Annotated in this window: 14 protein-coding genes; 3 read left to right on the forward strand and 11 right to left on the reverse strand. The window is 71.2% G+C overall.

Features of this window, described 5'->3' with window-relative positions:
* Positions 1-5 precede the first annotated feature (5 nt).
* From FF096_RS20420 to FF096_RS20470, 11 genes are all read right to left on the reverse strand, one after another.
* A complete protein-coding gene (locus FF096_RS20420) occupies positions 6-1,025 on the reverse strand; it encodes an amidohydrolase family protein (protein WP_155220903.1) in 1,020 nt (339 codons plus the stop codon).
* Positions 1,025-1,549: a 3-hydroxyanthranilate 3,4-dioxygenase gene (locus FF096_RS20425; RefSeq protein WP_155220906.1), complete on the reverse strand. Its 525-nt coding sequence runs from the start codon at positions 1,547-1,549 to the stop codon at positions 1,025-1,027. Before FF096_RS20425 ends, FF096_RS20420 begins: the two co-directional genes overlap by 1 nt.
* Entirely contained in the window at positions 1,546-1,974 is a 429-nt protein-coding gene (locus FF096_RS20430; protein ID WP_155220907.1) for a RidA family protein, read from the reverse strand. The genes FF096_RS20425 and FF096_RS20430 overlap by 4 nt, the downstream gene beginning before the upstream one ends.
* A 78-nt stretch (positions 1,975-2,052) precedes the next feature.
* Positions 2,053-2,826 (reverse strand): 2-keto-4-pentenoate hydratase, encoded by a 774-nt coding sequence (locus tag FF096_RS20435; RefSeq protein ID WP_155220909.1) that lies wholly within the window; start codon positions 2,824-2,826, stop codon positions 2,053-2,055.
* Positions 2,823-3,878: a 4-hydroxy-2-oxovalerate aldolase gene (dmpG, locus tag FF096_RS20440; RefSeq protein WP_309223661.1), complete on the reverse strand. Its 1,056-nt coding sequence runs from the start codon at positions 3,876-3,878 to the stop codon at positions 2,823-2,825. Before dmpG ends, FF096_RS20435 begins: the two co-directional genes overlap by 4 nt.
* A gap of 49 nt (positions 3,879-3,927) precedes the next feature.
* Positions 3,928-4,857, reverse strand: a complete 930-nt coding sequence (locus FF096_RS20445) for an acetaldehyde dehydrogenase (acetylating) (RefSeq protein WP_309223662.1) — start codon at positions 4,855-4,857, stop codon at positions 3,928-3,930.
* A 177-nt stretch (positions 4,858-5,034) separates the two neighbouring features.
* Positions 5,035-5,856: a 2-keto-4-pentenoate hydratase gene (locus FF096_RS20450; RefSeq protein ID WP_155220911.1), complete on the reverse strand. Its 822-nt coding sequence runs from the start codon at positions 5,854-5,856 to the stop codon at positions 5,035-5,037.
* Positions 5,857-5,932: 76 nt separating this feature from the next.
* Positions 5,933-7,414 carry a 2-hydroxymuconic semialdehyde dehydrogenase gene (locus FF096_RS20455; protein ID WP_155221025.1) on the reverse strand — a complete coding sequence of 494 codons (1,482 nt, stop codon included), beginning with the start codon at positions 7,412-7,414 and terminating at the stop codon, positions 5,933-5,935.
* A gap of 20 nt (positions 7,415-7,434) precedes the next feature.
* Entirely contained in the window at positions 7,435-8,766 is a 1,332-nt protein-coding gene (locus FF096_RS20460) for an NAD(P)/FAD-dependent oxidoreductase (protein WP_309223663.1), read from the reverse strand.
* Positions 8,763-10,073, reverse strand: coding sequence for a kynureninase (gene kynU, locus FF096_RS20465; RefSeq protein ID WP_155221029.1), 1,311 nt, complete (start codon positions 10,071-10,073; stop codon positions 8,763-8,765). The genes FF096_RS20460 and kynU overlap by 4 nt, the downstream gene beginning before the upstream one ends.
* Before the next feature lie 16 nt (positions 10,074-10,089).
* Entirely contained in the window at positions 10,090-10,989 is a 900-nt protein-coding gene (locus tag FF096_RS20470) for a tryptophan 2,3-dioxygenase (RefSeq protein ID WP_155220913.1), read from the reverse strand.
* 147 nt (positions 10,990-11,136) lie between these two features.
* Here FF096_RS20470 and FF096_RS20475 point away from each other — a divergent pair, with 147 nt between their 5' ends.
* From FF096_RS20475 to FF096_RS20485, 3 genes are all read left to right on the forward strand, one after another.
* On the forward strand, positions 11,137-11,586 hold the full coding sequence (locus FF096_RS20475; RefSeq protein ID WP_155220915.1) for an Lrp/AsnC family transcriptional regulator: 450 nt from the start codon (positions 11,137-11,139) through the stop codon (positions 11,584-11,586).
* A 72-nt stretch (positions 11,587-11,658) separates the two neighbouring features.
* Positions 11,659-12,180, forward strand: a complete 522-nt coding sequence (locus FF096_RS20480; RefSeq protein WP_230462801.1) for a hypothetical protein — start codon at positions 11,659-11,661, stop codon at positions 12,178-12,180.
* Between the two features lie 12 nt (positions 12,181-12,192).
* Complete coding sequence (locus FF096_RS20485; protein WP_155220917.1) at positions 12,193-13,029, forward strand: class F sortase; 837 nt, start codon at positions 12,193-12,195, stop codon at positions 13,027-13,029.
* Positions 13,030-13,180: the final 151 nt, after the last annotated feature.

Consider the following 13,180-nt stretch of genomic DNA (forward strand, 5'->3'; position numbering starts at 1 on the left):
AGATCTTATATATGAAGTCGGTCGAGGAAGCGGAGGGCGTTGGCGGAGAGCAGGTCGGCACGCTGCGCGTCGGTGAGGAAGTCGGCCTGGTGGACCACCGCACCGGCCGGGCGTTCCCCCAGGGGGTACGGGTAGTCGCTGCCCACCAGCACCCGATCGGCACCCATGGTGTCCACGAGCAGGCGCAACGCCGGAGTCGAGAAGACCACCGAGTCGACGTAGAACCGGTCGACGTAGGAGCTGGGCGGGGCGGCGGACGCACCGCGTACCAGGTCACCGCGGCGGTGCCAGGCGTTGTCGGCACGCCCCAGCCAGAACGGGAAGCTGCCACCACCGTGGGCGAAGCAGATCCGCAACGTCTCCGGCACCCGGTCGAACACCCCGCCGAGGATCATCGCCAGCACCGACAGGTGGGTCTCGGCGGGCATCCCGGTGAGCCAGCGGGCCATCCAACGGTCCAACCGGGGACCACCGGCCATGTCCCAGGGGTGGACGAAGACCGGCGCACCGACCTCGGCGCAATGGGTCAGGAACGTCACGATGCCCGCGTCGTCCAGATCCCGCTCGCCCACGTGGTTACCGATCTCGACACCGACGTGACCGGCCGCGAGGCAGCGGTCCACCTCGGCGCAGGCGGCGTCCGGGTCCTGCAACGGCACCTGGCAGAACGGCAGCAGCCGACCGTCGCCTCCGGCGGTGACCTCCAGCGTCAGGTCGTTGAAGATGCGGGCCACCTTCACCGCCTGGTCGGTGGGACGGTCGTAGCAGAAGAAGACCGGCGTGGGCGAGACCACCTGCACGTCGATTCCGTCGGCGGCCATGTCGGCCAGCCGGGTGTCGGCGTCCCAGCACTCGGCGCCGACCGGGCGGAACGCCGTCTCGCCGACCATGATCATGGCGGCGCGCTCCGAGTCGATCCGGAGCCAGGGCCAGCCGGACCCGCCGCAGGTCGCGGCCAGGTCCGGCCATCCCTTCGGTACGACGTGCGTGTGCACGTCCACCACCGGCGACGCTGGACCCGCCATCAGCCCTTACCCGGGTGCAGGGTGCCGCAGTTGTCGCAGGTACGCGCGGACTCGTCGGCGTAGAACGCCGCGAAGACCGGGGGCAGGTCGGCGGCGATGTCCCGCACCTGCAACTCGACCTCGTGCACCTTGTGCGAGCACTCGGGGCAGTACCACTGGAACTTCTCCAGCGTCCCCTCCTCGCGTACCCGCTCGATCACCACCCCGATCGAGCCGGCCTCCGGCCGCTGCGGCGAATGCGGTGTGTTCCGGGGCAACATCCACATCTGCCCCTCGCGCACGTGCACCGTACGCGGGCCCTCGGGCAGCATCAGGTTGATGTGCATGTTGCCCTTCACCTGGTAGAAGAACTCCTCGTACGGGTCGACGTGGAAGTCGGTCCGCTGGTTCGGTCCACCGACCACCATCACGATGAAGTCCTCGGAGCCGGGCAGCATCTCCTTGTTGCCGACCGGCGGCTTGAGCAGGTGCTGGTTCTCCGCGATCCACCCGGGAAAGCTGAACGGCTCGGCGATCTCACTCATGACTGGCCTCCTTCTGGGAGCAGGGCGACGGCCTGCATCTCGATCAGCAGGTGCGGATGCGGCAACTGGTGCACGGCGACGGTCGTCCGGGTCGGCCCGGTCGCGTCGAAGAACTCCGCCCACACCTCGTTGTAGCCACCGAAGTCATTCATGTTGACCAGGTAGGTGGTCACCTGGACCAGGTCGGTCAACTCGGCGCCGACCGACCGCAGCAGGTCCGCGATGTTCTCGATCACCGCCCGCGTCTGGACCCGGATGTCCAGGTCGGTCGTGCCGAACTCGTCCACCGACACGCCCACGAACGTGTTGTCCGGTCGCCGGGACGACGTACCCGACACGAAGACGAACCCGCCTGCCACCTTGACGTGCGGAAACGCCCCCCGAGGCACGGCCTTCCCAGCCACCACCCGAGCCCTGTCACTCATGACGACCACCTCGCACCGGCGCGACAGGACCGACCACGTCAGGGGTTCCGGGCGGCCCGCCCGGAACCCCCACACCGTTCATGACGACGCCCGCAACGAAGCCGTACCGAGCTTCTCGACGACAGCCCGGACATGAGCACCCGCACGCAGCGGAACAGCAGCGGTCGCCGCACCGGCCAGGAACACCCAGCCCTCCCGCAGCCGCACCCCGTGCCGCCCCGCCAGCCGGAGACCCTCGTCGAGTGCCCGGCGCGGGTCACCGAGGATGGCCGCCGTCGAGCCCACCTGCGACAGCCGTCCGTCGATCTCCAGCAACACACCCAGGTTGTCCAGGCCGTCCGGCACCGGCGACCACGGGCCGATAACGAACGCGCCCGCCGAGGTGTTGTCGGCGATGACGTCCGGCAGGGAGAAGGTGAAGTTCGCGTACCGGGAGTCGATCAGCTCGATCGCCGGAGCGACCGCCCGCACCGCGTCGGTGAAGTCACCGACCGGCTCGCCCGGCTCGGGAAGCCGATCCAGCAGGAACGCCACCTCCGGCTCGACCCGGGGATGGATGAAGTCGGCCACGTCGACCGTGCCGCCGTCGGGTATCCGCATCACGTCGGTGAGCCGACCCCAGATCACCTCGTCCACCCCGACCTGGGCCATCTTCGCCTTGCTGGTCAGGCCCATCTTCACGCCGACGAGCCGCTCGCCCCGGTCCAGTCGGCGCTGCACCAGGGCGGTCTGCACCGCGTACGCGGCATCGACGTCCAGCCCGGTCTCGGCGGCGAGCTGACCGATCGCGGTCGCCGTGTCGGCGGCCGCGCCGAGCGTCTCGGCGATCCCTGCGATGTCCGGCCCGATCATCGGTTCTCCTTGCCAGCCAGGTCCAGCGCCACGTCGACGATCATGTCTTCCTGCCCGCCGACCATCCGGCGTCTGCCCAATTCCACCAGGATCGACCGGACGTCCACCCCGTAGCGGGCCGAGGCCCGTTCGGCGTGGCGCAGGAAGCTGGAGTAGACCCCCGCGTACCCCAGGGAGAGGGTCTCCCGGTCGACCTGGACGGGCCGGTCCTGCAACGGGCGGACGATGTCGTCGGCGGCGTCCATCAGCGCGAAGACGTCACAGCCATGCTGCCAGCCGTGCAGTTCGGCGACCGCGACGAAGACCTCCAGGGGCGCGTTGCCGGCACCGGCGCCCATACCGGCGAGCGAGGCGTCCACCCGGACCGTCCGGCCGCCCGGCGACCCGACCGGGCCGTCACCGGCGATCCGGCCGTGCTCGACGGCGACCACGCTGTTGGCCACCCCGAGGGAGAGGTTGTGGTGGGCGTGGATGCCGATCTGGGTGGTCGGTTCGAGGACCTGCCGGTACGCGTCGACCCGCTGCGCGACGTCGGACATCAGCAGCCGACCGCCGGAGTCGGTGACGTAGACGCAGTGCGCCCCGTACGACTCCATCAGCTTGGCCTGCGCGGCCAGTCCGGCCGGATCGTTCATGTGGGACATCATCAGGAAGCCGGCCACGTCCATGCCGTTCTCCCGGGCCCACGAGATGTGCTGGGCGGAGATGTCGGCCTCGGTGCAGTGGGTGGCGATCCGGACGCTGGTGACCCCGAGCGCCCGGGCGGCCTTCAGGTCGGCGATGGTGCCGATGCCGGGCAACAGCAGGGTGGTCAGCTTCGCCCGCGTCATCACCTCGGCCGCCGCCGCGATCCAGTCGGCGTCGCTGGCCGCGCCGTGGCCGTAGTTGACGCTGGACCCGGCCAGACCGTCGCCGTGGGCGACCTCGATCGCGGCGACCCCGGCGGCGTCGAGTGCCGCGGCGATCACCCGGACCTGGTCGACGGTGTAGCGGTGCGCGATGGCGTGCATGCCGTCGCGCAACGTCACGTCCTGGATGTACAGCTGGGTCACCGCTGCCTCCCGCCACCGGCCGCCGTGGGCCTCACCGTGTTCCGCGCGCTCACCCGGCAACCACCTTCCGCAGGGCGACCAGCCGCTGCGCGGTACGCAGCGCGGCCGAGGTCATGATGTCCAGGTTCCCGGCGTACGCGGGCAGGTAGTGACCGGCGCCGGAGACCTCCAGGAAGACCGCGACCTGCAACCCGGTGAGGTGCCGTCCCAGCGACGGCACGTAGGTGTCGACCCGGTCGAACTGCACGTCCTGCTTGAGCCGGTAGCCGGGCACGTACTCCTGCACGGTGGCCACCATCTCGCCGACGGAGGCGGCGATGGCGTCCCGGTCGGCGTCCGGATCCGGACAGAGGCAGTAGACGGTGTCGCGCATCAGCAACGGCGGGTCGGCCGGGTTGAGCACGATGATCGCCTTGCCCCGGTCGGCACCGCCGACCACCTCGATCGCCCGGGCCGTGGTCTCGGTGAACTCGTCGATGTTGGCACGGGTGCCGGGGCCCGCCGACCGCGAGGCGATCGAGGCGACGATCTCCCCGTACGCCACCGGCGTCACCCGCCGCACCGCAGCGACGATCGGCACGGTCGCCTGCCCACCGCAGGTGACCATGTTGAGGTTGGTCTCGCCGAGGTGTTCCTCCAGGTTGACCGGTGGCACGACGTACGGGCCGATCGCCGCCGGGGTCAGGTCGATCACGGTCCGCCCGTGGGCCCGCAACACCGCGTCGTTGTGCCGGTGCGCGCCCGCCGAGGTGGCGTCGAAGACCAGTTCCACGTCGGCGAACTCGGGCATCGCGACCAGGCCCGCCACCCCGTCGGCCGTGGTGGCCACACCGAGCCGTCGGGCCCGCGCCAAGCCGTCGGAGTCGGGGTCGATACCGGCCATCGCCACCATCCGCAGCGAATCCGACAGCCGCAGTACCTTGATCATCAGATCGGTGCCGATGTTGCCCGACCCGATCACCGCCACACCCGTCGTCACGCCGCTGGGCTTCCTTTCGTTCGCGACTGCGGGGCTCCGCTGCGCTGCACTCCTCGCGCTCACCGAGCCCACCCTTCGTTCGCGACTGCGGGGCTCCGCTGCGCTGCACTCCTCGCGCTCACTGAGCCCACCCTTCGTTCGCGACTGCGGGGCTCCGCTGCGCTGCACTCCTCGCGCTCACTGAGCCCTCCGGGTGAAGCAGGTCCGCACCGAGCCGAGGCCGGAGATCCGGGCCTCGTAGGCCGCGCCGGGGGTCACCGCCACCATCGGCCCCAGCGCGCCGGAGAGCACCACGTCACCGGCGCGCAACGGGTCACCGGCGCGGGCCATGGTGCCGGCCAGCCAGGCCAGCGCGTGCAACGGATTGCCCAGGCAGGCCGCGCCGGCCCCGACCGACACCGGCTCACCGGCGTGTTCGAGGACCATCCCGCACAGCCGCAGGTCGACCTCGGCCGGTCGGCGGGGCGTGGTGCCGAGCACGAACAGCCCGCTGGAGGCGTTGTCGGCCACCGTGTCCACGATGGAGATGTCCCAACCGGCGACCCGCGAGTCCACGATCTCGATGGCCGGCAGCAGGTGGTCGACGGCGCGCAACACGTCCACGGTGGTGACCCGCTCGTCGGGCAGGTCGGCGCCGAGCACGAAGGCGACCTCCGCCTCCACCCGGGGTTGCAGCAGGCGTTCGATCGCCACCTCGACGCCGTCGGGCACCGCCATCGCGTCGGTGAGCACCCCGAAGTCCGGCTCGTACACCCCGAAGCCCTCCTGGACCGCCCGGGAGGTCAACCCGATCTTCGCGCCCACCCGGCGCTGCCCCGCCGCCAACCATTCGCCCACCTGGCGCTGCTGCACCCGGTACGCGGTCTCGACGTCCCCCTCCGGCACCAGCCGCCCACGTACCGGCGGGCACGGCTTTCCGCTCGTGCGGGCCTCGGAAAGCTCCCGGGCCGCCGTCTCGACATCACTGCACCCGATGATTCGCTCGCAACGCTCACTCATGACGCCACTCCGCTTCGCTGCGTACCGTCATGAGGCACAACCACACTGCACCCGATGATTCGCTCGCAACGCTCACTCATGACATCTCCACACAGACGTTCGTCAGCTCCGAGTAGAAATCCAGCGAGTGCACGCCACCCTCCCGACCGATACCGGAGGCCTTCACCCCACCGAACGGGGTGCGCAGGTCACGCAGGAACCAGGTGTTGACCCAGACGATGCCGGCGTCGAGTCGGGCACCGGCCCGGTGCGCGCGACCCACGTCACGGGTCCAGACCGTCGCCGCCAGGCCGTACTCGGTGCCGTTGGCCAGGGTGTACGCCTCGTCCTCGTCGTCGAAGGGCGCGACGTGCACCACCGGTCCGAAGATCTCCTCACGGTTGGTGCGGGCGTCCGGGCCGAGCCCGGTCAGCACCGTCGGCTGCACGTACGCGCCACCGTCGCGGGCGTCGTCGAACCGGGGCACTCCCCCGCCGGTGAGGAACCGCGCACCCTCGTCGCGTGCCAGGTCGTAGTACCCGAGCACCTTGTCCCGGTGACCGTGCGAGATCAGTGGCATGTTCACCGTCGCCTCGTCGGCCGGCCAGCCGTACGCCAGCTCGGCGGCCCGCTCGGCGAGCCGCGCGGTGAACTCCTCGAACACCGGCCGCTGCACGTAGATGCGTTCGGTGCAGAGGCAGACCTGCCCACCGTTGGTGAAGCTCGACCGCACCGAACCGGCCACCGCCGCGTCCAGATCCGCGTCGGCGAAGACCAGCCCGGCGTTCTTGCCGCCCAACTCGAAACTGACCGCCTTCACCCCGTCCGCGGCGGCCCGCATGATGGCACCGCCGGTGGCCGACTCGCCGGTGAAGGTGATCGCGTCGACGCCCGGATGGCGGGTGAGGAACTCTCCGGCCGAGCCGGGCCCGAAGCCGTGCACCAGGTTGAACACGCCGTCCGGCACCCCGGCCGCCGCCATCACCTCGGCGAGCAGCGTGGCCGACGCGGGTGTCTCCTCGCTCGGCTTGACCACCACCGCGTTACCGCAGGCCAGCGCGGGGGCGACCTTCCAGGTGAGCAGCAGCAGCGGCAGGTTCCACGGTACGACCACCGCGACCACCCCGACCGGCTTGCGCACCGCGTAGTTGAGCGCCCGACCACCGGTCGGCGTGACCGTGGTGAACGACTCGGTCGGCGCGGTCGCCACGATCTCCGCGAAGGCCCGGAAGTTGGCCGCGCCACGCGGGATGTCCAGGGTACGAGCCTGCGAGATGGACTTGCCGGTATCGGCCACCTCGGCCGCCACCAGGTCGTCGAAGCGGCGTTCCAACTCGTCGGCGATCCGGCGCAGCACCTCGGCGCGTTCCCGCTCCCCGGCCCGACCCCACGGGCCACGCAGCGCCGTCCGGGCCGCCGCCACCGCGTCGTCCACCGTGGCACGGCCCGCCTCGACCGCCTCGAAGACCGGTTCACCGGTCACCGGGCTGCGCTTGACGAACCTGGTCCCGGTGTCGACGAACTCACCGCCGACGAAGTTGCGCAGCAGACCGGGGCCGCCCGGTGCCCGCCCGGCCATCAGTCGGGGATCCCAGAGCGTCATCCGCGCCTCCGGAACCCGAGTGCCACCGCCGCACCGGCCGCCGCCACCAGCCCGGCCGCCACCAGGCCCACCACCTGGTACTGCCGGCGGACCCGACGCCGCACCTGCGCGTACGGGACGGTGGAGAAGGACACCAGTTCGTACTGGGAGACGTACCGGCCGGGCAGGGCACGCTCCAACGCGTGCTCGACGCGTTTGCGGGCCCGGAAGACCGGCGAGGCGACCTTGTCGCGCATCTCCACGAAGTTGGTGAGCGCCATCAGGGCGATCGCCTCGGCGTTGTCCTGCCGGCGGTGCTGGAACAACGGCAGCGCCAACGACCAGTCCTCGGCGCACTCGTCGAGGCAGCGGTCCAGCTCGACCACGTCCTCGAAGGCACAGTTCGCGCCCTGACCGTAGAACGGCACGATGGCGTGCGCCGCGTCGCCGAGCAGGGCGACCCGCCCGTCGACCTGCCACGGGTCGCACCGCACCGTGCCGAGCACCCCGACCGGGTTGTGCTGGTAGTCGTCGACCAGGTTCGGCGCGATCGGCGGCAGATCCGGATAGTGCTGCGCGAAATGCCGCTCGATCGCCGCCGCGCTGCCCAGCGAGGCGAAGCTGGCGGTGCCGTGGGTGGGCCAGAACAGGGTGCAGGTGAACGAGCGGTCCGGGTTGGGCAGCGCGATCATCATCGAGGTGCCGCGCGGCCAGATGTGCAGGGCACCCGGGTCCAGGGCGAAGTCACCGCCCAGCGGCGGGATGGTCAGTTCCTTGTAGCCGTAGTCGAGGAGGTCGAGGCTCTCGGTCACCAGGTCGTGGGCGAGCAGTTGCCCGCGTACTGCCGAACCGGCGCCGTCGGTGCCGAGCACCACGCCCGCCTGCGCGCTCACCGCGCCCTGGGGTGTCTCGAAGGTCATCGTCCCGGTCGCCGGATCGAGCCCGACCAGCCGGTGGTCGAAGGCGATCCGCACCCCGGGCAGCTTGGCGGCGGCCTCCAGCAGGGCGTTGTTCAACGCGCCACGACTGATCGAGTTGATGGCCAGATCACCGGAGACGCTGTACGGCTGGAAGCCGGGAGCCCCGTTCACCGGGTGGATCATCCGGCCCCGCATCGGCAGCGCGTCCGCCATCACCTGCTCGGCGAGTCCGATCCGACGCAGCGCGTCGAGCCCCCGCTCGGAGAGCGCCAGGTTGATCGAGCGTCCCCGCTCGGGTGTCCCGCCACGCGGGTCCGGACGCCGCTCGTAGAGCGCCACCGGATGACCCCGGCGGGCCAGGAAGCAGGCGAGCAGGCAGCCGGCCAGACCAGCGCCCACCACCGCGATCTCGTCGCGTTCCCCGGTCACCTGGACACCTCCGAGACCGTCGCGGCCAGCGCGTCGGCGACCCGCCAGCAGTCGTGGTACGTCGAGTACAGCGGCACCGGGGCGAATCGGATCACATCCGGTTCCCGGGCGTCGGCGATCACCCCGTGCTCGTGGCGCAGGCGGGTGGTCAGCTCGGCGGCACTGCCCTCGCCGAGGCGTACCGAGAGTTGGCATCCGCGGCGGCGCGGCTCACGTGGCGTGATCACGGTGAGCGGCCGGTTGGCGGTGACCTCGTCCAGCAGCCGCTCCAGGTAGCCGGTGAGCCGCAGGCTGCGCGCCCGCAGCGCCGACATGCCGACCGAGTCGAACAGCTCAAGGGACGTACGGACCGGCCCCATCGCGAAGATCGGTGGGTTGGAGATCTGCCATGCCTCGACGGTGGCCGGTGGCCGGCTGACCGGCGTCATCTCGAACCGGGTGTCCGCCGCGGTGCTCCACCAGCCCTCGAAACGGGGCAGCGTCGGATTCCCGTGGTGCCGTTCGTGCACGAAGACACCGGCCAGCGCACCGGGCCCGGAGTTCAGGTACTTGTACGAGCACCAGGCGGCGAAGTCGACGTCCCAGTCGTGCAGCGACAGCGGCACGTTCCCCGCCGCGTGCGCCAGATCCCACCCGACGACCGCCCCGGCAGCCCGGCCGGCGGCAGTGATCGCCGGGATGTCCATCAGCTCGCCGGTGAGATAGTTGACCCCGCCGAGCAGGACCAACGCCACGGTGTGTCCCTCGGCCGCCAGGTAGCCGGTGACGTCCTCGGTCCGCAGGGTGTCCTCACCGGGACGCGGTGCGAGCCGGACCACAGTGGCGTCCGGGTCGAGGCCGTGGAACCGCGCCTGGCTGCGCACCGCGTAGCTGTCCGAAGGGAAGGCGGTGTCCTCGATGACGATCCGGGTCCGCTCGCCCTCCGGCCGGTAGAAGCTGACCATCAGCAGGTGCAGGTTGACCGTCAGCGAGTTCATCACCACGGTCTCCGTGGGCAGGGCGCCGACCAGTCGGGCGGCCGGGGCCGTCAACAACTCGTGGTACGGCAGCCAGGGCCGCTCCGCCGCCAGATGCCCTTCCACGCCGAGTCGGCTCCAGGCGTCCAGGTCGGCCAGGAGTTCGTCGCGGGTGGCCCGCGGTTGCAGGCCGAGGGAGTTGCCCGCCAGGTACGCGGACTCCGGGTAACGGCCCCCGTCGGCGGGCGGCACGTGGAACAGGTGCCGGTGCCCCGGCTCCGCCGCATCGAGCCGGAGCGCCTCGGCCTCATCGAGACCCGGCGCGGCCTGGTCCGCCTGCCCGTTCACCATCTTCGTCACGCCTGCCTCACATCGCCGTCCGGGCCGACCACAGTTCCGGGAAGACCACCCGGGCCATGCTGCGTTGCAGCCACGCCAGCCCGGCGGAACCGCCGCTGCCGACCTTGGCGCCCATGGTCCGCTGCACGGCCTTGATGTGGTGGTGCCGCCAGTCACCGAACTGCTCGGCCACCTCGGTCAGCGCCTCACCGAGCAGCCGCAGGTGGTTCTCCGGGCCGGTGTCCGCGTAGATCCGCACCCAGGCCGCCTCGACGGCCGGATGCGCCTCGTGTTCGGTGGCCACGTCCCGCTCCAGCAGTTCCGCGGGCAACTCGTGACCGTGCCGGGCGAGCAGGGCGACCACCTCGTCCCAGACGCTCGGGGTGGCCAGGGCGTCGGTGAGTTCGGCGTACACCTCGCTCTGCCGGCGGAACGGGCGGATCAGCGCCGGGTCCCGGAGCCCGAGCAGGAACTCGAGGTGGCGGTACATCGCCGACTGGAAGCCGGAGCCCTCGCCGAGCAGGTTGCGGAAGCGGTTGAAGTCGGCCGGGGTCATCCAGCGCAGGCCCCGCCAGGCCGCGTTGAGCCCTTCCAGGTGCAGCGCGGCGCGGCGCAGCGGGGCCAACGCCTCCCACACCCGGTCGGCGCGCAACAGCCGGGAGGTCTCCCGAAGTTCGTGACAGGTCAGGCCGAAGTACAGCTCCATGATCTGGCTGACCATCAGGAAGGACATCTCACCCGGGTCGCCACTCAACGGCTGCTGCAACTGATGCAGCGTGCTGGCCTGCACGTACGCGTCGTAGGGCACCCGTTCGGCGAAGTCGAGGGTGGGTTCGCCACCGTTGCGCGCGGCGCGGGCCACGCGCTGCCGTGCGGTGACCGGACGCACCTCCGTCCGGGTCGCCGGGCGCAGTTCCGTCTGCTCCATGCGTCCGCTCCTTCCGGGTCGCCCGTCCAGTCATGATCTCCCGCGCGGTTGATCCGATGGAATGCCTGTTCAACGGCGCTTCCCACGGTTCACTTCTAGAACGGAAGGTGCTCGCCGGGAATCACCTGTCGGACGTAAGGTCACGGCATGGACGAGATGGACTGGGCCCTGCTCCGCGAGTTGCAGGCCGACGCACGGTTGTCGTTCAGCGAGCTGTCCCGGCGGGTGCACCTGTCGCCGCCCGCGGTCGCCGAGCGGGTGCGGCGGCTGGAGGAGACCGGCGTGATCAGCGGGTACCACGCTCACGTCGACCTGACCCGGGCCGGGCGCACGGTGGTCGCGCTGATCCGGATGTCCTGCTATGGCGCCCGCTGCATCCTGCACGACCCCGAGGTGCCCCGGTGGCCGGAGATCCTGGAGATCCACCGGATCACCGGCGACGCGTGCAGCGTGCTGAAGGTCGCGGCCGGTTCGATCGGGGACTTCGAGGCGGTCATCGACCGACTCGCCCCGTACGGGCAGCCGTCGAGCACCATGGTGCTCTCCACCCCACTCGGCTGGCAGCCCGTCGCCCCGCTGCCCGGCACCGGCGGTTAGCCGCCGGAGCAGGGGGGAAAGCACGCGGGTCGCCCCAGCAGGACCGGTGCGCCGGTGCCGGGAGGGAGGATCATGCGGGGTCTGCGACAGTACGGAGGGGTCCATCGTGCCCTGGCGGCGTTCGCCCTGATCGCGGCGTTCGCGCTGGCCGGGGTGACGCTCCTGCCCGGTGCCGCCCGCGCGGGTGAGAACGTCTTCGTCGAGGTGACGCCGAACAGCGTCCAGGCCGGTTCCCGGGTACACATCCGGGCCAGCTGCGACAACGCCAACGACCGCCAGGCCGAGGTGACCTCGGACGCGTTCGACCGGGTGTTCCTCCGGCCGGACAACGGTTTCCTCACCGGGTCGGTCACCGTGCCCGGCAACAAGGCCGCCGGTGACTATCCGGTGCACCTGCGCTGTGACAACGACCGGACGGCCAGCACCACGCTGACCGTACTCAACATGGATCAGCCGACCAAGGGACCGGCGACCGGTGGCGGTGGCACCGCCGACCGGGGCACCGGATCGATGCTGCTGCTGGGCGGCGTCGCCACGGTGACCGGGGCGGTGGTCTTCGGGCTGCTGAGCAGTCGACGCCGGGCCGGTTCCTGACCCACCGTCGCCATGCCCGGCTTCCGCGTACCCGCGCCGGAACCAGGCCCCGGTCCGCGTCGCACCGCCACCCGTCCCAGCCGGCGTGCCTGGCGGCGGGCGGTGGCGGCGGCGGGTCGGTTCGCCCGGGTCGCCACGCAGGCGGGCTCGGCCAGCATCCCCACGCCCGATCCCACGGCCGCACCGCTACCGCCCAGGCCCCGCCGGGCCCGGGTGGTGGGGCCCCGACGCCTCGGCCGATCCGGTCCGGGACTGCCGGTCGTGGTGATCGGCTCGCTGATGCTGCTGATCATCACGATGCTCGGCGTCGAGCGACTGACCGGGCTGAGCCTGCTACCGGACCGCTTCATCGCCGGACTCGCGCCGCCGCCCAAGGAGTTCCCGGTGCTGGCGGCGAGCGAGCCGGTCGGCATCGAGATCAACACGATCGACCTGACCGCCCCGGTGCACAACGTGGGCATCGCCGCCGACGGCAGCATCGCCGCACCGCCCGCCGAACGGGCCCAGGAGGCCGGCTGGTACGACCAGGGGCCCACCCCCGGCCAGTACGGCCCGGCCGTCATCGTCGGCCACGTCGACACCACCACCGGCCCGGCCGTCTTCCATCAGCTGTCGAAGCTGCGGGCCGGTGACCGGGTCGAGGTAGCCCGCTCCGACGGCTCGGTGGCGGTCTTCGAGGTCGACCGGGTCGACCGGTACGACAAGGAGCAGTTGCCGACGGACGAGGTGTTCGGCGACTTCAGCCGCCCGCAACTGCGGCTGATCACCTGCGGCGGGCGCTGGGTCGGCGGGGAGACCGGGTACGCGGACAACGTCGTGGTGTTCGCTTCTCTGGTCGAGGCTCGGTGAGTTTGTGGTTGCTGTGTGGGGTTTCGGGGGAGCCCGACCCGCTCCGGGCGGTCAGGCTTGATCCCTGCGCGGGTCGGGCTCCCCCGAAACCTGTTCGGCGCACTCTCCGCGCGGAGGGCGCGGGGATGTCGTCCGCAGCACCGCTGGGTGG

Source organism: Micromonospora sp. CP22, from assembly GCF_009712475.1.
GTDB lineage: Bacteria > Actinomycetota > Actinomycetes > Mycobacteriales > Micromonosporaceae > Micromonospora.